Below are 21,004 nucleotides of genomic sequence, written 5' to 3'. Positions count from 1 at the left end.
CACCGACAATTGTGTCTGCGCAGTGTCTGATGGCGCCGACTCCGTCGTCGCGGGCGGGATCGCCTTCAAGTCGGCGTGCCGAGGAGCAGCGCGCCCGGCCCCCCGGGCCGGGCGCGCTGCTCCTCGGCACGCCGACGCGATCCCGCGTGGGGGCTGGGTCGGGAGTGAGGGCTCGAGGGTGGCTGGGTTTTGGTGGCTGGGGTTGGGGGTGTTGTCGCTAGGGTCGGGGTGGTGGGGAAGGTGGGCGGGGTGACGCCGCAGGGGGCGGGGTGGTTGCCGGGCGGGTATCGGATGGGGCGGCATTCCCATGCGAGCGGGCAGCTGGTTTACGCGGCCAGCGGGGTGTTCGCCACCACAACCGAGTTCGGGACCTGGGTCGCGCCCGCTGATCGCGTTACGTGGACTCCGCCGGGGTTCGAGCATTCCCACCGGTTCTACGGGCGTACGGACGCGCGGATTCTCGCTGTTCCCGCTGAGGAGTGCGGAGCGTTGGCTCGGCAGCCTTGTGTGTTCGCGGTGTCGCCGTTGTTGCGGGCGGGCATTTTGGCGTTGACTGGCGAGAAGGAGCGGTCCGACGAGGCGGCGCGGCGGGTTCGGGCGGTGGTGCTCGACGAGCTGGGCGAGGTTCCGGGGGAGTCGCTGCATCTTCCGGAGCCGCGGGACGACCGGTTGCGGGCCGTCACCGAGTTGCTGCACGAGGACCCGGGGCGGGGCGAGACCCTGGCTGAGCTGGGGCGCGTCGCGGGGGCCAGCGAACGCACGCTCAGCCGGTTGTTCCATGCCGATCTCGGCATGAGTTTTCAGCGGTGGCGCACGGTGTTGCGGATCCACCACGCGTTGTTCCAGCTCACCGGGGGCGCATCGGTGACCGACACGGCGATCGCGTGCGGATGGTCGAATCCGTCGGCGTTCATCGGGGCGTTCACGGCGCTGGTCGGGCAGACGCCGGGGCGGTACCAGGCCGGATTGCGCGACCGCAGCGAGTAACGGAGCAAGTTGGCGGGTTTTCGTTACCGGGCGCCCGATGCTCGGTGGCCGCCGGTGCGCGGCCGGGAAGAGAGTGGTGATCATCCACTTCACCAGCACTCTTTCGGGGAATGAAACATGGCACAGGCAAACGGGAACACCACCGTCGTCGTCGTGGGCGGCGGGGTGGCCGGGCTCGCGCTCGGCACGTTCCTCCTCCGCAGCGGGATCCCTTGCACGGTCTTGGAAAAGAACAGCCGCGAGCACGTCGAACAGCGGCAGAGAGCCGGTTCTCTCGACGGCCGCGGCGTGCGAATGCTGCACGAATGGGGAGTCGGCGAGGCCGTCGAGGGCCACGGCGACGAGCGATCCGACGCCGTCCTGCCGCTGATCCTCCACGGCGACAAGCGCACCTGGCGGATGGACACCGGCGAGGACGGCGCGGGCGCGTTCATCCCGCAGCAAGTGCTCGTCCGGAACCTCATCCGGATCTTCCTCCGCGACGGCGGCGACCTCCGGTTCGAGGCGGAGGACGTCGCGCTGGACGGACTCGACACCGAGCAGCCCCGGGTGCGCTATCGGGACGGCGAGGGCACCCACACGATCGACTGCGCGTTCGTCGCCGGAGCCGACGGCTTCCACGGTGTCAGCCGAACAGCGATCCCGGAGGGAGTTCTCGCCTGCCACAGCCACGAGTTCGGGTACGCCTGGCTGAGCGTCCTGGCGGAAGTGCCCGCCGATCCGTCGGCGGTGATGGCAGTGCACTCCCGGGGCTTCGCCGCGCAGATCACCCGCGGGCCGAACGCGAGCCGGATCTATCTGCAGTGTCCGCTCGATGACACTGTCGGCGACTGGCCGGACGAGCGGGTCTGGGACGAAGTCGGCGCCAGGTTCGCCGCGCCGGTGCCGCGCGGGCCGATCGCGACGAAGCAGGTGGTGCCGCTGCGCGGGGTCGTGTTCAGCCCGATGCGCTACGGCAGGCTGTGCCTTCTCGGGGACGCGGCGCACCTGATTTCGCCGATGAGCGCGGAGGGCATGAGCCTCGCGCTGCACGACGCGGAGGTGCTCGCGCACGCGCTCGTCCATCAGGTGGAGAAGGACGATCCGAGTTTGCTGGAGAGCTACTCCGACACCTGTCTGGCGCACGTCTGGGAACGGCAGGCGTCGGCGGTCTGGATGACCGACGCGATGCACGACTCCGGCGACGCCTCCTACCGCGGAGAGTTCCGGAAGCAGGTCGCGCTCGCGAATCTGGAAAACCTCGTCCAGCCGCGCTCCGCCTGACCCGGGCTGGGTCCGTGAAGGGCTCCTTGCCGGAACCAGATTCCCGGAAGGAGCCCTTCACGGACCGGCCGGGGCGAGACCGACACCACCCGTCCGGGGAGACCGGGTCACCGGCTTCCCACACCGGGCCCCCTACTCTGTCCGGCATGGCCGCGACCAGTCAGCACGGCGCCGGGCCCGCCCGGCGCGCCGGCGGGGACGGCGGACTGCTGCTGTTCCGGGTCGGCGGGGTGCCCGTTTTGCTCGCCCCGTCGTGGTGGATCGGCTCGCTGATCATCGTGGTGCTCTACGCGCCGCTGGTCGGGCGGTTCCTGCCGGACGTTTCGACGCCGACCGCGTGGCCGTTCGCCGCCGCGTTCGCCGTGCTGCTGGGGCTTTCCGTGCTCGCGCACGAACTCGGGCACTGCCTCGTCGCGCTGCGGCTCGGGATCCCGGTACGGCGGCTGCGGCTTTTCCTTCTCGGCGGACTGTCCGAAGTGGCCCGTACGCCGCGACGGCCGGGCCAGGAAGGGCTCGTCGCCGCGGCGGGGCCCGCGGTTTCGCTGGTGCTGGGCGGGTTCTGTTCGCTGCTGCTGTTCGCGGTTCCGCCGGACGGCGCGGTGTGGCTGCTCGTCGCGGAGTGCGCGGTCGCCAACTTCGCGGTCGGCTTCTTCAACCTGCTGCCGGGATTGCCGCTGGACGGCGGACGGCTCGTGCGCGCCGGGGTCTGGGCGATGACCGGGTTGCGGGCCAAGGGGACGAGGGCCGCGGTCGCGGGCGGCGCGCTGGTCGCCACCGGCCTGATCGTCTGGGCGCTGCTCGGACTGGCAATGCAGAGCCCGGACCGCTGGCTGCGGCTCGGCGTGTGTGTCGTGACGGCGTGGTTCGTGATCCTCGGCGCGCGCTCCGAACTGGCGGCGGAAGCCCGCCGCGGCTGGCCCGCCGGGCTGGAACTGTCCGATTTGGTGCGTCCGGTCTTGCAGCTGCCCGCGGAAAGCCCGGTGTCCGACGCTTTGGCGGCCTCGGCGGGACGCGGCGTCGTGCTGGTGCGCGCGGACGGCGTCGCGGCGGGACTGCTGGACGAGCAAGCCGCGCAGCAGCTGGCGAGCGTCAGCCCGCACGCGCCGGCGGAGCAGGCGGCCGAGCCGATCCGGGCGGAGACGGTGCTGCTCGCGTCGGAGCCGGGGGAGGAGATCGCCGAGCGCGTGCGCGAGACGCCCGCCTGGCAGTTCCTCGTGGTCGACGACGAAGGCCGTCCCGCGGGCGTGTTGCGCCGCGAAGACCTGCGGACCGCGCTGCTGCAGGGCCGGCGCGCCCAGTGAGGGGCACCCGCGCACGACGGGCGCGGGACGACCTGCGAGGATTCGACGTCGGCGTTCCGGGTTTTGCAGTGGAGGAAGAAGTTGTCGGTCAGCGGACCGTTTCGTGCAGGTGACCGGGTTCAGCTGACGGACTCGAAGGGCAGGCACTACACCCTCACGCTCGCCGACGGCGGCGAGTACCACACGCATCGCGGCGCCCTCGCGCACGACGACCTCATCGGCCGTCCCGAGGGCAGCGTGGTCACTTCGGCGGGCGGCAGCACGTATCTCGCGCTGCGGCCGCTGCTGCCGGACTACGTGCTGTCGATGCCGCGCGGCGCGCAGGTGATCTATCCCAAGGACGCCGCGCAGATCGTGATGTGGGGCGACATCTTCCCGGGCGCCCGCGTCTTGGAAGCCGGCGCCGGTTCGGGCGCGCTCACCTGCTCGCTGCTGCGCGCGGTCGGTCCGGCGGGACAGGTGTTCTCCTACGAGATCCGTGACGACCACGCGGAGCACGCCGAGCGCAACGTCGTGAAGTTCTTCGGCGAGAAGCCGGACAACTGGACGCTCACCGTCGCGGATCTGGCCACGCACACCGGCGAGGTCGACCGGGTCGTGCTGGACATGCTCGCGCCGTGGGACCAATTGCCGAACGTCGCCGCGCACCTGGTGCCCGGCGGAGTGCTGACCGTCTACGTCGCGACTGTCACGCAGCTGTCGCGCGTCACGGAATCGCTGCGGGAACAGCAGTGCTGGACCGAGCCGGAGTCGTGGGAGACGCTGATGCGGCCGTGGCACGTCGTCGGTCTCGCGGTGCGGCCGGACCACCGGATGGTCGCGCACACCGCTTTCCTGCTCACTGCGCGTCGGCTGGCGGACGGCACAGTGTCTCCGCGTGTTTCGCGACGGCCCAGCAAGGGCAAAGGCTAACCAGGGACGCACCATCGACCGTTCTCGCGGCGCAGCGGGAACGGGGTTTCCTTGTGCCCGCCGGTGCCTTCGACCCGGACGGTCACTGTCGCGTCGTCGCCCGCGATCGCCGGTTGTCCAACCAGTGAGACGCGAAGCGGGCCCGCCGCGTCCCATTTGGCTTGGAGTTCCTTCAGCGCCGCAACAGTTTGCGGTTTGCAAGTGAGAGTGCCGAATTCGGCGGAGTCGGCGCGCGTGATGGCGTCGACGAGAGTGCGCGCGAGCGTCGCTATCGCGGCTTGATCCGCCGCGGGCGCGGGAGCCGAGGACGTGCTGGTTCGCGACGGAGGCGGGGGAGCGGGCGGTTCCGAGACGGTGCGGGCGGGCCCCGGCAGGCCGATCGAGACCAAGCCGAGGACGCCGCCCGCGACAACGACTGCGAGCAGGCCGAGTGCCGTGCCGAGCCGGCGTCTCACCTAGTGGTCCGTGCTGACCTTCCCGAGGCACCAGGCCCCGCCCTGGCGCAGGGCGGTGAGGGTGCCGTCGGCGGTCTTGGTGGACGTGGTGACGTGGTACTTCACCGTCGCCTGGTCGCCGTTCTCCTGCGGGCTGCCGGTCAGTTCGAAGTGGATGCCCGAGGGCATCTTCTCGCTTCCCGGCTTCTGGCCCTTGGTGAGGCTGGTGCACAGCATCGAGAACAGCCCCTCGGTGTCGGAGCTGTTGTACGCCTCGGACGCGGCCTGGAACAGCTCGCCCGAGGTCGGCTTCGCACCGGCCGCCGCCGGGTAGTCGCCGCTGCCCGAACCCGACGACGAGGTCGACGGGGACGACGACGAACTCCCGCTCGGCCCGCTGGACTGGGGGCCCGCTGCCGGAGCCGAGGACGACGCGGGCGGGGCGGCCGTCTTGTCGTCCTTCTTGCTGTCCCCGGTCAGCCAGATGACCAGGCCGGTCGCACCGCCGAGGACGACCACCGCGGCGACCGCGATGCCGACGATCAGGCCGGTCTTCTTCTTTTTCGGCGGCTCCTCGCCGTACCCGCCGAACTGCCCGCCCGGCTGCTGCCCGAACGGCCCGCCCGGCTGACCCGGCTGGCCCGGCTGCCCGAACTGGCCGGGCTGCTGTCCGAACTGCCCGAATTGGTCCGGCTGCTGCCCGTACTGCTGGCCGCCGCCCTGCTGCGGGTATCCGCCCTGGTAGGGGCCGCCCTGGCCGGGCGTGCCGGGACCGGGCGCGGCCGGGAACCCGCCGGACTGCGGCGGCTGCCCGCCCTGGTTCCATCCGCCCTGCTGAGGCTGCCCGTACTGCGGCTGGCCCCCGTACGGGTTCGGCTGCTGTCCGCCCTGGTCCCAGCCGCCGGGCTGCTGCGGCGGATAAGTCATCTCGGTTCCCCCTGCCGTGCTCGCGAAAGTGCGGGCCGCGTGCGGAGCGCGGCCACCCGGGGATGCTAGCCAGCCGCGCGCCTTTCCGCGCAGCCAACCCGCGACTCGGGTTTGCCGCGGGTGCCCGGCGGGGCATCCGTAGCGTGTTCAGTTCCGCGTTGCGGAAACCCGCGCGGAGCGGATTCCCGTCCGCGGCACCGAATCGGCCGCTTGCGCTGCGCTCGCGGCCGTGCTTCGCCGGAAGAAAAAGCGCGACGCGCCGGTCTTGTGATGCGGAAAGGCCTTTTCTTGTCGGTGATCGCCGGTACCGTGGAATGAAAAGCACTCCGAGGAGGTGCCCGATGCATCATGACCTTCCCGGAGGTCGGCGCGAGGAGGCCGACCCTTCAGCAACCGGCGGAGCAGGGCAGACACCAGAGGAACAAGCCCGGCAGATCCGTTTTCTCGAGGAAGAAGTGGCGCTGCTGCGCCGCAGGCTCACCGATTCCCCGCGACAGAACCGCGTTCTCGAACAACGTCTCGCCGAGGCGTCGGAACGGGTGAGCCAGCTCACCGAGCGGAACACGAAACTCGTCGAAACCCTGCGCGAAGCGCGGGGTCAGCTGCTCGCCCTCCGCGAAGAGGTCGACCGGCTGGCCCAGCCGCCGAGCGGTTACGGGGTGTTCGTCGAGGCCTACGAGGACAACACGGTGGACGTCTACACCGCGGGGCGCAAGATGCGCGTCTCGGTGTCGCCCGCGGTGGAGGTCTCGTCGCTGCGGCGCGGGCAGGCGTTGCGGCTCAACGAGGCGCTCACCGTCGTCGAAGGCGGCGATTTCGAGCGCACCGGCGAGGTGTGCGCGCTGCGCGAAGTGCTCGCACCGGACGTCGAGGGCGGCGCCACGCGCGCTCTCGTGGTCGGCCACGCGGACGAGGAGCGGGTCGTCCTGCTGTCCGGTCCGCTCTCCGAGCAGCCGCTCAAACCGGGCGACTCGCTCCTGGTGGACTCCAAGGCCGGCTACGCCTACGAACGGGTGCCGAAGGCGGAGGTCGAGGACCTCGTGCTGGAGGAGGTGCCGGACGTCCGCTACGAGGACATCGGCGGCCTGACCCGGCAGATCGAGCAGATCCGCGACGCCGTGGAGCTGCCGTTCCTGCACGCGGACCTCTACGAGCAGTACCAGCTGCGCCCGCCGAAGGGCGTCCTGCTCTACGGCCCGCCGGGCTGCGGGAAGACGCTCATCGCGAAGGCGGTGGCGAACTCCCTGGCCAAGAAGGTGGCCGAGGCTCGCGGGGACAACGCGGACGGCAAGTCCTACTTCCTCAACATCAAGGGTCCCGAGCTGCTGAACAAGTTCGTCGGCGAGACCGAGCGGTCGATCCGGCTGATCTTCCAGCGGGCGCGGGAAAAGGCCTCCGAGGGCACCCCGGTCATCGTGTTCTTCGACGAGATGGACTCGATCTTCCGCACCCGCGGCTCGGGCGTGTCCTCCGACGTGGAGACCACGATCGTGCCGCAGCTGCTGTCGGAGATCGACGGCGTCGAGGGCCTGGAGAACGTCATCGTCATCGGCGCCTCCAACCGCGAGGACATGATCGACCCGGCGATCCTGCGGCCGGGCCGGCTCGACGTGAAGATCAAGATCGAGCGTCCGGACGCCGAGGGCGCGAAGGACATCTTCTCGAAGTACCTGGCCGAGGGCCTGCCGATCCACGCCGACGACCTGGCGGAGTTCGGCGGGGACCAGAAGGCGACGTTCGACGCGATGATCCAGCACACCGTCGAGCGGATGTACGAGGAGAGCGACGAGAACCGGTTCCTGGAGGTCACCTACGCCAACGGGGACAAGGAAGTCCTGTACTTCCGCGACTTCAACTCGGGCGCGATGATCCAGAACATCGTGGACCGGGCGAAGAAGTCGGCGATCAAGTCGGTGCTGGAGACGAAGCAGCCCGGCCTGCGCGTGCAGCACCTGCTGGACGCGATCGTCGACGAGTTCGCGGAGAACGAGGACCTGCCCAACACCACCAACCCGGACGACTGGGCCCGGATCTCCGGCAAGAAGGGCGAGCGGATCGTCTACATCCGCACGCTCGTCACCGGCAAGAACCAGGAATCGGGGCGGGCCATCGACACCGCCACGAACACCGGTCAGTACCTGTAGGACAGCGCGAACGCCGCGGGGCCGCCGGATCTCTTCCGGCGGCCCCGCGGTGCGTCTCAGACCCAATGGGGGTTTCGGAGGAGCTGTGGTGCGCGGCCGCATCGCGCCCATCGGCCAGGGACGGCTCCACGCACTGCGCTCGCGAGAGTTGGCACGCGCTGGCGAGGTCTGTGAAGGGCTCCTTGAGGGAATCTGATTCCCTCAAGGAGCCCTTCACGGACTTGAAGTTACTTTGGCGCGGGCCTCGGCCATTCCGTACGACGTGGGCAAACGCGCCCACAGCTGGCATGCGTCTCAGACCCGTTCCAGGACCGGTTGCCGCGCCCGGGAAAGCCGTCCGTGCGAGGCCAGGATGCCGAGCACCACGAGCAGCGCTCCGACGGGTTCGTTCCAGTGCACCGGTTCGTCGAGGACCAGCACGCCGAGCAGAACCCCGACCACCGGAGTGAGGTAGGTCACAGCGGACGCGTTGGCGGCGCCCCAGGCGGTGGCGATGGCGGTGTTCCAGGTGTAGGCGACACCGGTGCCCAGCACGCCGAGCGCCAGCATGGACAGCACCACGGCGAGGTTCAGGTGCACCGGCTGCGCGGCGATCGCCGGCGTCGCGGCCAGCAGGATCACCGTGGCGAAACCGGTCTGCCCGAACGCGACCACGACCGGGTCGGGGTTGCGGGGCGACACGAATTTCCGCAGGTACACGAAAGCCAGGCCGTAGCACGTGGTCGCGCCGAGACAGGCGAGTTGCGCGAGAACTTCGTGGCTCAGGTCGATGCCGCGCCAGACGCCGACGAGCGTGAGCACCCCGGCGAAGCCGATCAGCAGCCCGGCGGTTTTCGGTCGGGTAAGCCGTTCCGCGGGCAGGGCGGCCGCGGCGAACAGCATGGTCAGCAGGGGAGTGGTGGCGTTGAAGATGCTGGCGAGCCCGGACGCCACATACTGCTCGGCCCACGAGTACAGCAGGAACGGGCCCACGCAGAACAGCAGCGAAACCACCGCGAGATGCCCCCACAACGCGGGATCGCGGGGGAGCGATCGCCTGCGCAGCACCAGGAACGCGCCGAGCGTCAACGCACCCAGCGCGACCCGCGCGAGCGCCACCTGAGCCGGCGAGAGCCCCTCCAGGCCCACTTTGATGAACAGAAAACTCGCGCCCCACACGACGGCGAGCGCGACGAACCGGGCGGCGATGCCGAACCTCACTGAACCTCCGAAACGACCAGCGGACTGCTCCGGCCAGTCAACGTGCGCGCCACGCCCGGAGTCCAGCAGGTTTCGGTCACTGCGTTCGCCATCGGTGTATAACGCCCTATACTGCGGCGCGTGAGCACAGACAACGCCCGCCCGCGCCCGCCGATCACCGAAGCCGACGTCCTGGCCTGGCTCGAGACGACCGCCGCCGCCGTCCAAGCGGGGGAGCTCAACGCCAACGACCTCATCGACCTCCTGGGGGAGCTGCGCCGCGCCTCCGCGGCCTGCGCCGACGCCTCCGACTGGGCCCTCCTCGCCGCCCGCGAAGAAGGAGCCAGCCTCCGCCAAATCGCCCCGGTCTTCGGCAAAGGCTACGTCCGCGCACCCGCCGCCCGCCTCGAAAAACTCCACCGCCAAGCCCAAAACGCCAGCCAATGGCTCGCCATCCTCCGGCACAAACAAAGTGTATAACGACCTATACATCTGGTGATCAGAAAACGCTCCACATCGCCGCGCCTAAGCTCACGGCGCGACTTCCAAAACACAGCAACGACAAGGGGATCCCGATGGACCGCATCGCGGTGGGGCTGGCCGCGCTCGGCCGTCCGGCATACATCAACCTGGGGCGGGACTTGCCCGAAGTGCGGGATGTGCCGTCGATGCGGGCCGCGACGCACGAGGTGCTCGACGCGGCGTACGCGGCGGGCGTCCGATGGGTCGACGTCGCGCGGTCGTATGGCCGTTCGGAGGAGTTTCTCGGCAGTTGGCTGGCCGAGCGCGGACACCAGGACGTCACGGTGTCCAGCAAGTGGGGCTACCGCTACGTGGGCGACTGGCGGCTCGACGCGGACGTCCACGAGGTCAAGGAACACACGCTGCCGCGGTTCCGCGAACAGTGGGCGCAGACGCGGGAACTCCTGGCCGGGCACGTGCACCTGTACCAGGTCCATTCGCTCACTGTGGACAGTCCACTTTTCACTGATCCGGCGCTGATCGACGCGCTGGCCGGGCTTTCCGGCGACGGCGTCGAGGTCGGTTTCTCAACATCCGGACCCGCGCAGGCGGACGTGGTGCGCCGGGCGTTCGAGCTGGAATCGGCCGGGCAGCCGGTGTTCGCGTCGGTCCAGTCCACTTGGAACGTTTTCGAGCCGTCGGTCGGCCCGGCGCTGGCGGAGGCGCACGCGGCCGGGAAACGGGTGCTGGTCAAGGAAACTCTCGCGAACGGACGGCTCGTCGCGGAGGCTCCCGAGACGCTGCGGCGGATCGCCGGGGAGCACCGCGTCGGCCCGGACGCGATCGCGGTGGCCGCGGTGCTCGGACAGGAGTGGGCACCGATGGCGGTGCTGGGTCCGTCGAGCCCGGCACAGCTGTCCGCGAACCTCGCCGCCACGCGAGTGAGCCTCGGCGACGAGGACCGCGTTGCGCTGGGACAACTCGCGCAGGACGCGCGCGAGTACTGGGCGCATCGATCCCACCTCGGGTGGAGCTGAGCGATTGCATTACCCTCGGGGCCCAGCATGGCCCGGGGCGGACGGGCAACACTGAGCGCGGAGGGGCAACGTGCGTCGTCGGCAGGTGCCAGCAGTCGCTGTGCTGGTCGGGCTGGGCGCGCTGGCCGGGCTCGCCGGATGCGGCAACCGGCCCAACAATCTCGAGACCTATTACGACGATCCGGCCCCTTCGCCGGGCACGAGCGCTCCGGTCGCTCCGCCGGTGTCGCGGGCGGTCGATCCTCCGGTGGTTTCTTCTTCGGCGGCACCGGATCCGCGGCGCGCGGAGGCGGCGTTGCTGTCCGATTCGGACGTTGCCGAGGAGGGCGTGGCTCCGGGCGCGGGTCGCGTTTCGGGGTGTCTGAGCGGGTTGGCCGCGGGTGAGCGCAAGTCGGTGAGCTGGGTGTACCCGAGCGGTTCGGCGTTGACGCACGAGGTCACGGTGTACGCGGACCGTTCGGGCGGGGATGTCGTGGCGGGCACGCATTGCGCGGGTGCGGAGGTGTCGTTGCCGCCGCAGCCGGGGATCACCGTGCAGCGGGCGTGGTGCGAGGGCTCGACGTGCGCGGTGTTGGTGGCGAAGGGGAATCTGGTGTCGGCGTTGAGCGTCGCGGCGAGCACGCCGGCGCGGGCGCAGGACGCGGCGAAGCGGTTGCTGCCGAAGATCGCGGCGAAGCTGACTGCTCAGCCGTAACGGCGGAACCATTCCTGGACGCCCGCGCGGCCGTCGGGGATGAAGGGCGGTTCGGGTTCGGCGGCGAAGACCCAGGAGCGGAGTTCGTCGAGCGGGATCCAGCGTCCTTCGACGATTTCCTCGGCCTGCAGTGCCACCGGGCCGTCCCAGCGGACTTCGAAGGCGAAGTTGTGGCAGCGGATCGAGCCGTCGTCGTAGATTTTGGTGAACAGCGGTTCCGGTTCCACTCCGTGGACGCCGAGTTCTTCGGCGAGTTCGCGGCGCGCGCAGTCGGCGGGGGTTTCGCCCGCGGCGACGACTCCGCCCGCCCAGCAGTCCCAGGTGGAGGGGAACGTGTCCTTGTCCGCGGTGCGGAGGTGCACGTAGACCGAGCGTCCGTCGCCCGATCGGACGAGGACGACGCCGGCGGCGTGCCAGAGCCCTTCGGCCCGGACCCGGGAGCGGAGCGCCTGGCCGGCCGGGCGGCCCGCGTCGTCATAGAGGGCAACGAGTTCGTCACTGCCTGGCATGGGGGCATCCTCGCACGCGTCGAACCCGTAGGGTGGTGGCATGCGTCGGATCATGGGAACCGAAGTCGAGTACGGCATCGCCGTGCCCGGGGACGCCACGGCGAACCCGGTGCTCACCTCGACTCAGGTGGTGCTGGCCTACGCCGCGGCTGCGGACATCCCGAGGGCGCGCCGGGCGCGCTGGGACTACGAGGTGGAGTCGCCGTTGCGCGACGCGCGCGGGTTCGACCTGACGGGGCCGGGCGGTCCCGGGCACGACCCGGACGTCGAGGACCTGGGCGCGGCGAACGTCATCCTCACCAACGGTGCGCGGCTGTACGTGGACCACGCGCATCCGGAGTACTCGGCGCCGGAGGTCACGAACGCGCGGGACGCGGTGATCTGGGACAAAGCGGGCGAGCGGGTGATGGAGGAGGCCGCTTTGAAGGCGGCCACCGTGCCGGGACAGCCGCCGTTGCAGCTGTACAAGAACAACGTGGACGGCAAGGGCGCGAGCTACGGCACGCACGAGAACTACCTGATGCAGCGGTCGACGCCGTTCACCGCGGTGATCGGGGGGCTGACGCCGTTCTTCGCGTCGCGGCAGGTGATGTGCGGTTCGGGCCGGGTGGGGATCGGGCAGCAGAGCGAGGAGGCGGGTTTCCAGCTTTCGCAGCGCTCGGACTACATCGAGGTCGAGGTCGGGCTGGAGACGACGCTCAAGCGCGGGATCATCAACACGCGCGACGAGCCGCACGCGGACGCGGACAAGTACCGGCGGCTGCACGTGATCATCGGGGACGCGAACCTGTCGGAGTACTCGACGTATCTGAAGGTCGGGACGACGGCGCTGGTGCTGGACCTGATCGAGGCGGGCGTGCGGTTCGACGACCTGAAGCTGGACGAGCCGGTGCGGGCGGTGCACAAGATCAGCCACGACCCGACGCTGAAGACGAAGGTCGAGCTGGCGAACGGGAAGAAGTTCACCGGGCTGGACCTGCAGTTCGCGTATCACGAGCTGGCGGCGGCGAATCTCGAGCGCACGGGCGCGGACGAGGCGTCGAAGGAAGTGCTGCGGGTGTGGGGCGAGGTGCTGGACGCGCTGGCGCGGGATCCGCAGGAGTGCGCGGACCGGCTGGACTGGCCTGCGAAGCTGCGGCTGCTGGAGGGGTACCGGGAGCGGGACCAGCTGGCGTGGGGCGCGCCGCGGCTGCGGCTGGTGGACCTGCAGTATTCGGACGTGCGGCTGGGCAAGGGCCTGTACAACCGGCTGGTCACGCGGGGTTCGATGAAGCGGCTGGTCACCGAGGAGGAGGTGCAGGCGGCGATCACGAATCCGCCGTCGGACACGCGTGCCTACTTCCGGGGCCGGGCGCTGGAGAAGTACGCGTCGTCGATCGCGGCGGCGTCGTGGGATTCGGTGATTTTCGACGTGGGCCGGGAGTCGCTGGTGCGGATCCCGACGCTGGAGCCGTTGCGGGGGACGAAGGCGCACGTCGGGAAGCTGCTGGACGCGGCGGCGACGGCGGAGGAGCTGGTGGAGGCGATCACCGGTTCGGACTAGCGCGATCCCGGCGTTTCGGGCCGGTTGAAGGCCCTTTTCGTCGGTACCGCTGGGTAGGCTAGGGAACATCGGCCAGACCGGGAGGCGAGATGGCGCAGGAGAAGATCGAGAAGCACGGCGGCGGCGATTCCGACGAGGAGTTCGACGACGCCGGCGGGGCGGGCCAGGAGCGGCGGGAGAAGCTCGGCGAGGACGTGGACACGATCCTCGACGAGATCGACGACGTGCTGGAAGAGAACGCCGAGGACTTCGTCCGCGCTTACGTGCAGAAGGGCGGCGAGTAGCCGTCCGCCCGTCGCGGCCGCCCCGGGTGCGGGGCGGTGCGGCGGGCGCGCTGGGCCGGAGGTTTCGCGCGGCGGCGCCGGGGGCAGGTTGTGCTCGGCGTTGCCGGGCACGGGATGAGATGGGAACCGAGAGCACGTATGGACAACACCTCCTCTGGGGCGGGTTTTTCCGGGCCCGGACTGCCGTCGGCCTACTTTTCGCCGGCGACGTCGTCGTTCGCGGATTTCGTGCGCGCGACCGCGCCGGAGCTGCTGCCGGCGCGGCGGGTGCCGGCGGGTGAGCTGGACGTGCCGCACGGCACGACGATCGTGGCGGTGGCGTTCGCCGGCGGGGTGCTGATCGCCGGCGACCGGCGGGCCACGTCGGGGAACCTGATCGCGAGCCGGGACATCGAGAAGGTGCACGTCACGGACGAGTACTCGGCGGTGGGCATCGCGGGGACCGCGGGGCTGGCCGTGGAGATGGTCCGGCTGTACGCGGTGGAGCTGGCGCATTACGAGAAGATCGAGGGCGTTTCGCTTTCGCTGGACGGCAAGACGAACAAGCTGGCCGGGATGGTGAAGGCGAACCTGGAGATGGCGATGGCGGGCCTGGCGGTCGTGCCGTTGTTCGTCGGGTACGACCTGGAGGCCGAGGACGCGAAGCACGCGGGCCGGATCGTGTCGTACGACGCGGCGGGCGGGCGGTACGAGGAGCACGCCGGGTATGCCAGTGTCGGTTCGGGTTCGCTGTTCGCGAAGTCGTCGCTGAAGAAGCTGTACGACCCGGACGCGGATGTGGACGCGGCGGTGCGGACGGCGCTGGAGGCGTTGTACGACGCGGCGGACGACGACACCGCGAGCGGCGGGCCGGACATGGTGCGGCGGATTTTCCCGAACGTCATCACCATCACCGCGGAGGACGGCGCGGTGGTGCTGCCCGCGGAGCGGACGGGTGCGGTGGCCGAGGCGGTGGTGGCCGGGCGCGCGGAGCGCAATCACCACCGGCCGGTGTGAGGCCGTCGATGTCCGCTGAATCAATGATTGCCGAGTTTTCGGAGAACGTGGAGCCGACACCGTGACGATGCCGTTGTATGCCTCTCCCGAGCAGTTGATGCGGGAGCGTTCCGAGCTGGCGCGCAAGGGGATCGCGCGGGGCCGGAGCGTGGTGGTGCTGAAGTACGCGGGCGGGGTGCTGTTCGTGGCGGAGAATCCGTCGGCGACGCTGCACAAGGTGTCCGAGATCTACGACCGGATCGGGTTCGCCGCGGTGGGCCGGTATTCGGAGTTCGAGAATCTGCGGGTGGCGGGGATCCGGCACGCGGATCTGAAGGGCTACCAGTACGACCGGCGGGATGTGAGCGCGCGGGCGCTGGCGAACGCGTACGCGGCGACGCTGGGCAGCATTTTCACCGAGCAGCTGAAGCCGTTCGAGGTCGAGGTGTGCGTGGCCGAGGTGGGCGCGACCGCGGCGGAGGACCAGTTGTACCGGTTGACGTTCGACGGGTCGATTTTCGACGAGTCGCCGTTCGTGGTGATGGGCGGGCAGACGGAGCCGATCACGACGAAGCTGAAGGATGTCGTGGATCCGGAGCACGATCTGCGGACGGCGCTGGCGACGGCGATCGAGGGGTTGCGGGCGACCGCGACGTCGTCGAACGGGAACGGGTCGGCGGCTGAGGCGGAGATCAAGCTCGAGGTCGCGGTGCTGGACCGGGCGAAGCCGCGGCGGGCGTTCCGGCGGTTGTCGGGGGCGGCGCTGGAGGCGTTGCTGCCGGCGAAGGAGGAGCCTGCCGAGAAGGCGGACGAGTCCGGCGAGGGCGACGGCAAGGACTCGGACAAGGGTTCCGGCGAGGGTTCGGCCGAGAAGGAATGACGTGATGCGCTGTGGGCCGCCGGACGATTCCGGCGGCCCACAGTCGTTTTCCGGGATACTGGCGTGGTGACGTGTGCGCTGGTGACCCCGTGGTGGCGTCGGCGCGTCGCCGGGGATGATTCCGCCGCGGGCGGTGTGGTCCCGACGGCGATTCTCGACTGGCGCGATCCGCTCGTGCAGTCGTTGGTGCGGGCGACCGCGTCGGAGGACCGGTTGGCCGGGTTGCGGGCGGCGCATCGGGTGATCGCCGGTGCGGTGCGGCCGGTGTATGCGGTTCAGGAGCGGCAGCCGGTCTCGCGGACGTTGCGTCGCGGGCGGGGTTCGTGCAGTCAGCGGCTGGCGATTCTGGAGGGAGTCGCGCGGGCGCAAGGGATTCCGACGCGGGTGCGGGGCCTGCTCGTGGACGGCCGGTTCTGGTATCCGCGGTTTCCGCGGCTCAAGTCCCTGGTGCCGTCGCGGGTGCTGGTGGCGTGGCCCGAGTTCGGGATCGACGGCAGCTGGGTCCCGGTCGGGGAGTTGTTCGGACCGTTGCCCGCGTTGGCGGCGAGTCCGGGTTTTTCCAATGACAGCGGGGAAACGCTGTTCGACGCGGTGTCCCGCACGGCGATCGACTGGGACGGCGTCACCTGCGAAACCGGCGGAGCGTGCGACCTGTCCGCGACCGTGCTGGCGGAGCTAGGCCGTTTCGATTCGCGCGACGAGCTGTTCCGGCGGCACGGCCAGACGCTGTCCGGTCCGTTGACGAGGCTGATCGACCCGGTGCTGAGCCGGTGGGCGCCGCGTCAGAGCGCCTCCAGCCGCTGACGCAGATGCGCGCGTTCCGGCTCGGTTCCCGCGCTGGCCAACGCTTCCCGGTACGCCGCCGCGGCTTCGTCGTCGCGGCCGAGGCGGTGCAGCAGGTCCCCGCGAGCCGCGGCGTACGGGTGGTAGCCCTGCAGCCGCGGCTCGTCGGCTAACCCGTCCAGGAGTTTGAGCCCAGCTTCGGGTCCGTCGCGCATCGCCACCGCGGCCGCGCGGTTGAGCGCGACCACCGGGGTCGGGGCGAGGGTCAGCAGGATGTCGTACAGCGCCACGATCTGCGGCCAGTCGGTGCGCGCGACGTCCGGTGCTTCGGCGTGGAGCGCGGCGATCGCCGACTGCACCCCGTACGGCCCGGGCGGGCCGCCGGTCAGCGCGACCGGCACCAGCGCGCGGCCTTCGTCGATCAGCGCCGCGTCCCAGGAGGTCCGGTCCTGGTCTTCGAGCAGGACGAACGCGCCGTCCGGGCCGGTGCGCGCGGCGCGGCGGGCGTGGACGAGCAGCAGAAGCGCCAGCAGCCCGGTGCTCTCGCGTTCGTCGGGCAGCAGGCGGTGCAGGATCCGGGCCAACCGGATGGCTTCCTCGGCCAGGTCGGGCCGCTGGATGTCCGGGCCGGAGCTGGCCGCGTAGCCCTCGGTGAACAGCGAATACAGCACCTGCAGCACGCCGGGCAGCCGGGCGCGCAGCTCGTCGCCGGCCGGGACGCGGAACGGGATGCGGTGGTCGCGGATCCGGTTCTTGGCCCGCACGATCCGTTTCGCCATCGTCGCGGTCGGCACGAGGAACGCCCGCGCCACCTCGGGCGTGGTGAGCCCGGCCAGGCAGCGCAGCGTGAGCGCGAGCCGGTCCTCGGCCGCCAGCGCGGGGTGAGCGCAGGCGAAGAACAGCTGGAGCCGGTCGTCGGGCAGGTCGCCGTCGGCCCCGGGCGGCGGGGGAGGGTCGCTGCGGTCGGATTCCGCTTGCAGGACGGCGAGTTTCGCCGCGTACGCCTGGTCGCGGCGGAGCCGGTCGACGGCCTTGCGGCGTGCGGTCGTCATCAGCCACGCGCCGGGTTTCGGCGGGACGCCGTCGACCGGCCAGCACACCAGCGCGGCCTCCACCGCTTCGGCGGCGACCTCCTCGGCCAGGTCGAGGTCGCCGAAACGGCGGACGAGAGCGCCGAGCAGGCGGCCGTGCTCCTCGCGGAACACGGCCGCCACGGACGCTCGCGCGTCAGGCATCGAAGTCGGCGATCGGGCGCACCACGACCGAACCGTCCCGCGAACCCGGGCAGCGGGCCGCCCAGTCGAGCGCCGCGTCGAGGTCCGGCACGTCCAGCACGTAGAAGCCGCCGAGCAGCTCGCGGGTCTCGGCGAACGGGCCGTCGGTCGTGATGGACCGCTCGCCGTCCGCGCCCACCTGCACCCTGGTCGCGGTCACGAGGTCGGCGAGGGATTCCCCGCTGACGAACACCCCCGCGTCGCGGACTTCCTTGTCGTAGGCCATCCAGTCGGCGGGCTCGCAGCCGGCCGCCCCGCCCTGCTCGGTGGCCGCGGAAGCGTGAATCAGCAGCAGGTACTTCATGGTCGGGCTCCTTCGTCGGTCAGCGCGGCCGGAGTGCCGCACTGACCTCACCACGAACGGCGACCGCCCGGATGGACAGCGCCCGGAAGACATTTTTCCGGACAATCCGCTCAGGAGGCGGCAGGCGCGGTGCGGAAGTTCTGATCGGCGAAGGCGAGCATGTACGGGAGGGTCGCGCGGGCGGTGTGCCAGGTGTGGTTGAACCCGCGCTCGGCGTGCACCACGACCTCCTGGCCGCGCCGTTCCAGCGACCCGGCGATGCGGTGCGCGGTCGCGACGTCGGTCGGCGCGCCGGTGCCGACGGTCAGCATCACGGCGACCTTCTGCGGGAACGGCATCGTCGGGATGTAGCGGCGCGGGGTGTTCGCCGCGATCGCCGCCTGGTTGCCGCCGAGGACGCCGACCGAGTCGTTCAGGTCGTCGTACGGCAGCGAGATCAGCAGCGTGCCGAACTCGTCGAGGTGGTGCAGCCCGATGTTGAGCGCGCCGAAGCCGCCGCCGGACATGCCGCCGAGCGCGCGGTGGCCGCGGTCGGCGAAGGTGCGGTAGTGCTGGTCGACCGACGGGACGATGCTGCTGGCGAGATACGTCTCCAGCTGCGGTCCGCCCGGGACGTTGAGGCATTCCCAGTCGGTGCTCGGCCGGTTGGCGGTGAGGTCGACGCTCACGATGATCATCGGCTGGATCACGTTCGCGTCTTCGAGGCTTTTCAGCGTCTGCGGCGCGGAGCCGGAGGTGAGCCAGTCGCGCGGACCGCCGTAGGGGTAGCCGTGGATCAGGTAGACGACCGGGTAGCGCTTGGCCGCGTTCGCCGGATCGTGGTAGCCGGCCGGCAGGATGACGTAGTTCTCGCCGTTCTGCACGCCGTGCGCCGGGTCGGGGACGTTGAGGACCTCGGTGCTGCCGTTGGCGTTGGCCGGAGCCGCCGGGCGGCCGGCGGCGGGGGAGCTGCCGCTGCTCCCGCCGGTGGAGCTGTCCGGCGTGCTGGGGTCCGAATCCTCGGCCGGATCGTCGCTGGTGCTGCGCAGCAGGGTGCCCGCGACGTTCATCGCGCCGGAACCGCGCTGCAGCAGCCTGCCGAGGTCGCTGGGCGTGCGGACGTAGCCGACGTAGCTGTTCACCGCGGTGACCGCGGCGATCAGGAACAGCGCGATCGACCCGCTGACGCCCCAGCGGCGCACGCGGCGGCGGTGCGCGAGCGCGATGGTGACGGCGAGGACCGCCGCGGCGGCGCCGGCGAACGCCAGCCAAAGCAAGGGGGATTCGAGCGGCCCGAGGTCGCGCGCCTGCGAGGTGACCGACGGGGGCAGGACCGGGTCGACAGCCTGCGGGAACAGCCGCGTCATCCGCGGCCTGCCGGAGACGGGCAGCTGCGACCGCGGGAGGAAAAACGCACCGAGAAGACCCCTGCCGTGAACTGGTGCGGACAGGGCAGTCCGCACCTCGAAGATCACGCTATTGAGGGCTCGCTGTGGATTCGTTGAGAAAAGGTAAAGAAACGATCAAGACCCGCCCCCGATGCGGCGAGCTGACGGCAAAAGCACAGGTCAGCGCAGGGTCGGCCGGGCACTGCGGCGAAGAACACGGTGCCCGGCCGAACGCCGGCGAAGGGACCTTAGGGCATCGCGCGGTCAGGCGTCGCGGTCCGGATTCCGGTAGACGGTCAGCGCGCTCGGCCGCGACCGGAACCGGAACTCCCGCCCGAGCGGCCCGACCTCCCCGTCGGTGGCGACCCGGCGGTTCCCGTCGAGCAGCCGCACGTGCAGCTCCGGCAGGTCCCGCTGCCGGTAGACGTGGCTCGCGTGCAGGCTGTTGGTGAGGCTCGCGGCCACGAACCGGATCCGCGACCAGCGCACGTCCGCCCGCACGTACCGGACGTCGAGCAGGCCGGTGTCGAGCGCCGGGCGCCGCGACGGCGCGAACCCCTTCGGTGCGTACGTGCCGTTGCCGACGAAGATCAGCCACACCTGCGTCGGCTTCCCGTTCAGCTGCACCCGCAGCGGTTTCGCCCGCCGCATCGCCCGCACCAGCGCGATCGCCGCGGACGGCCACTTCGGGAACCGGGTCTGCAGCTTTTCCCGCAGCCGCACCATTTCCGGATACCCGCCGAGGCTCGCGGTGTTGACGAACCAGCGGTGCCCGGCCTCGCCGGAGCCGTCGATCTCGACCTCGGCCAGGTCGATGCCGACCGCGTGCCCGCCCTCGGTCGCCTCGTCCGCGTCCGGCATCGACCGGACCCCGACGTCGCGGGCGAAGTGGTTGAGCGTCCCGGCCGGGATGAGTGCCAGCGGCAGCCCGCGTTCGGCGGCGACCGACGCCACGGCCGCGACCGTGCCGTCCCCGCCCGCCACGCCGAGCGCGCGGACCGAACCGTGCGCTTCGATCTCGTCGGCGAGCTGCTCGCGCAGATCCCGCGACGGGTCCGGGTAGATCAGCGACGCCTTCGGCCACGCGTAGCGGACGTCCTCGGTCGGGTCTTGGCCGTTGACGCCCGAATGCGGGTTGACCAGCGCCAGCATGTCCTCGCCGTCGCGCATCTCCGGCGCTTCCGCCGCGTGCGCGGTCCGGGCGCGGACGTCCGGGTGCAGCGGCCACCAGTGCCGGGTCAGCACGGCGATCCCGGTCCCGATCGCGAGCCCCGCGGCGACGTCGCTCGGCCAGTGCACGCCGGTGTGCACCCGCGAGTACGCGACCGCGCCGGCGAGCGGCACGATCGCCAGCCCGGCCCGCGGCGACTCCATCGCGACCGCGGTCGCGAACGCGGCGGCCGAAGCCGAATGCCCGGACGGGAACGACGACGACGTCGGCCGTTTCCGCAGCTGACGGTGCGCCGGAACCTCTTCCTCGGCCGGACGGCGGCGCGGGAACAACGGCTTCGCGACCAGGTTCGCCGCCGCGCTCGCCCCCGCGATGGCGGCGATCCCGCGCAGCGCGCCGCGGCGCGCCGGGCCCTTCCGGACCGCCAGCACGGCCGCCACGCCCCACCAGAGCCGCGATTTGTCCGCACTTCGGGACAACGCGGTCACGATGTCGTCCGCCCGGGTGCGGGGGATCGCCGCACTGTGCCTCATCAGGGCCCGATCCCTCCGCCCTACCTGCCGGAACGCCCGGC

General features: G+C 70.9%; 21 protein-coding genes. 13 read left to right on the top strand and 8 right to left on the bottom strand.

The genetic code is table 11. The annotated features are described in order from the left end of the window. The first annotated feature begins 291 nt into the window (after positions 1 to 291). From DMP23_RS18230 to DMP23_RS18215, 4 genes are all read left to right on the top strand, one after another. Positions 292 to 987: an AraC family transcriptional regulator gene (locus DMP23_RS18230; protein ID WP_443111347.1), complete on the top strand. Its 696-nt coding sequence runs from the start codon at positions 292 to 294 to the stop codon at positions 985 to 987. Between the two features lie 117 nt (positions 988 to 1,104). Beyond that, entirely contained in the window at positions 1,105 to 2,250 is a 1,146-nt protein-coding gene (locus DMP23_RS18225; RefSeq protein WP_337821814.1) for a 4-hydroxybenzoate 3-monooxygenase, read from the top strand. Between the two features lie 146 nt (positions 2,251 to 2,396). Continuing rightward, positions 2,397 to 3,551 (top strand): M50 family metallopeptidase, encoded by a 1,155-nt coding sequence (locus tag DMP23_RS18220; RefSeq protein ID WP_337821813.1) that lies wholly within the window; start codon positions 2,397 to 2,399, stop codon positions 3,549 to 3,551. An 81-nt stretch (positions 3,552 to 3,632) separates the two neighbouring features. After that, complete coding sequence (locus DMP23_RS18215) at positions 3,633 to 4,463, top strand: tRNA (adenine-N1)-methyltransferase (protein WP_037806487.1); 831 nt, start codon at positions 3,633 to 3,635, stop codon at positions 4,461 to 4,463. Here the strand turns inward: DMP23_RS18215 and DMP23_RS18210 are convergent. Both DMP23_RS18210 and DMP23_RS18205 read right to left on the bottom strand, forming a co-directional pair. Further along, entirely contained in the window at positions 4,460 to 4,918 is a 459-nt protein-coding gene (locus DMP23_RS18210) for a hypothetical protein (protein ID WP_337821812.1), read from the bottom strand. The two genes, DMP23_RS18215 and DMP23_RS18210, sit on opposite strands and share 4 nt — an antisense overlap. Then, on the bottom strand, positions 4,919 to 5,824 hold the full coding sequence (locus tag DMP23_RS18205) for a hypothetical protein (protein WP_337821811.1): 906 nt from the start codon (positions 5,822 to 5,824) through the stop codon (positions 4,919 to 4,921). Between the two features lie 341 nt (positions 5,825 to 6,165). Here DMP23_RS18205 and arc point away from each other — a divergent pair, with 341 nt between their 5' ends. Beyond that, the gene (gene arc / locus DMP23_RS18200; RefSeq protein ID WP_037806484.1) at positions 6,166 to 7,968 is read left to right on the top strand and encodes a proteasome ATPase; all 1,803 of its coding nucleotides are present in this window, start codon (positions 6,166 to 6,168) and stop codon (positions 7,966 to 7,968) included. A gap of 294 nt (positions 7,969 to 8,262) precedes the next feature. Here the strand turns inward: arc and DMP23_RS18195 are convergent, their stop codons facing one another. Next, positions 8,263 to 9,168 carry a DMT family transporter gene (locus tag DMP23_RS18195; RefSeq protein WP_337821810.1) on the bottom strand — a complete coding sequence of 302 codons (906 nt, stop codon included), beginning with the start codon at positions 9,166 to 9,168 and terminating at the stop codon, positions 8,263 to 8,265. Between the two features lie 120 nt (positions 9,169 to 9,288). On the opposite strand from DMP23_RS18195, the gene DMP23_RS18190 reads away from it, so the two are divergent. From DMP23_RS18190 to DMP23_RS18180, 3 genes are all read left to right on the top strand, one after another. After that, entirely contained in the window at positions 9,289 to 9,627 is a 339-nt protein-coding gene (locus tag DMP23_RS18190) for a hypothetical protein (protein WP_134668472.1), read from the top strand. 95 nt (positions 9,628 to 9,722) lie between these two features. Continuing rightward, positions 9,723 to 10,646 carry an aldo/keto reductase gene (locus tag DMP23_RS18185; protein WP_337821809.1) on the top strand — a complete coding sequence of 308 codons (924 nt, stop codon included), beginning with the start codon at positions 9,723 to 9,725 and terminating at the stop codon, positions 10,644 to 10,646. Positions 10,647 to 10,716: 70 nt separating this feature from the next. Continuing rightward, positions 10,717 to 11,340: a hypothetical protein gene (locus tag DMP23_RS18180; RefSeq protein WP_337821808.1), complete on the top strand. Its 624-nt coding sequence runs from the start codon at positions 10,717 to 10,719 to the stop codon at positions 11,338 to 11,340. On the opposite strand, the gene DMP23_RS18175 is transcribed toward DMP23_RS18180, so the two are convergent. Continuing rightward, a complete protein-coding gene (locus DMP23_RS18175; protein ID WP_337821807.1) occupies positions 11,331 to 11,849 on the bottom strand; it encodes an NUDIX hydrolase in 519 nt (172 codons plus the stop codon). The two genes, DMP23_RS18180 and DMP23_RS18175, sit on opposite strands and share 10 nt — an antisense overlap. A 40-nt stretch (positions 11,850 to 11,889) precedes the next feature. On the opposite strand from DMP23_RS18175, the gene dop reads away from it, so the two are divergent. From dop to DMP23_RS18150, 5 genes are all read left to right on the top strand, one after another. Then, on the top strand, positions 11,890 to 13,392 hold the full coding sequence (gene dop, locus DMP23_RS18170; protein WP_037806477.1) for a depupylase/deamidase Dop: 1,503 nt from the start codon (positions 11,890 to 11,892) through the stop codon (positions 13,390 to 13,392). Between the two features lie 89 nt (positions 13,393 to 13,481). Next, on the top strand, positions 13,482 to 13,676 hold the full coding sequence (locus DMP23_RS18165) for a ubiquitin-like protein Pup (RefSeq protein ID WP_037806475.1): 195 nt from the start codon (positions 13,482 to 13,484) through the stop codon (positions 13,674 to 13,676). A 138-nt stretch (positions 13,677 to 13,814) separates the two neighbouring features. After that, entirely contained in the window at positions 13,815 to 14,672 is an 858-nt protein-coding gene (gene prcB / locus DMP23_RS18160) for a proteasome subunit beta (RefSeq protein WP_134734405.1), read from the top strand. A 61-nt stretch (positions 14,673 to 14,733) separates the two neighbouring features. After that, complete coding sequence (gene prcA / locus DMP23_RS18155) at positions 14,734 to 15,531, top strand: proteasome subunit alpha (RefSeq protein ID WP_037806473.1); 798 nt, start codon at positions 14,734 to 14,736, stop codon at positions 15,529 to 15,531. Positions 15,532 to 15,597: 66 nt separating this feature from the next. Beyond that, the gene (locus DMP23_RS18150; RefSeq protein WP_337821806.1) at positions 15,598 to 16,335 is read left to right on the top strand and encodes a transglutaminase domain-containing protein; all 738 of its coding nucleotides are present in this window, start codon (positions 15,598 to 15,600) and stop codon (positions 16,333 to 16,335) included. Here DMP23_RS18150 and DMP23_RS18145 read toward each other — a convergent pair. The 4 genes from DMP23_RS18145 to DMP23_RS18130 form a co-directional block, all read right to left on the bottom strand. Beyond that, positions 16,314 to 17,549, bottom strand: coding sequence for an RNA polymerase sigma factor (locus DMP23_RS18145; RefSeq protein WP_337821805.1), 1,236 nt, complete (start codon positions 17,547 to 17,549; stop codon positions 16,314 to 16,316). The two genes, DMP23_RS18150 and DMP23_RS18145, sit on opposite strands and share 22 nt — an antisense overlap. Further along, the gene (locus tag DMP23_RS18140) at positions 17,542 to 17,892 is read right to left on the bottom strand and encodes a YciI family protein (RefSeq protein WP_043830431.1); all 351 of its coding nucleotides are present in this window, start codon (positions 17,890 to 17,892) and stop codon (positions 17,542 to 17,544) included. The genes DMP23_RS18145 and DMP23_RS18140 overlap by 8 nt, the downstream gene beginning before the upstream one ends. Before the next feature lie 110 nt (positions 17,893 to 18,002). Then, the gene (locus DMP23_RS18135; protein ID WP_337821804.1) at positions 18,003 to 19,238 is read right to left on the bottom strand and encodes an alpha/beta hydrolase; all 1,236 of its coding nucleotides are present in this window, start codon (positions 19,236 to 19,238) and stop codon (positions 18,003 to 18,005) included. A gap of 285 nt (positions 19,239 to 19,523) precedes the next feature. After that, the gene (locus DMP23_RS18130; protein ID WP_443111273.1) at positions 19,524 to 20,963 is read right to left on the bottom strand and encodes a bifunctional phosphatase PAP2/diacylglycerol kinase family protein; all 1,440 of its coding nucleotides are present in this window, start codon (positions 20,961 to 20,963) and stop codon (positions 19,524 to 19,526) included. Between the last annotated feature and the right edge of the window lie 41 nt (positions 20,964 to 21,004).

This window comes from Amycolatopsis sp. A1MSW2902, assembly GCF_017312175.1.
Lineage (GTDB): Bacteria > Actinomycetota > Actinomycetes > Mycobacteriales > Pseudonocardiaceae > Amycolatopsis > Amycolatopsis nivea.
This window is presented reverse-complemented; position numbering and strand designations above follow the sequence as displayed.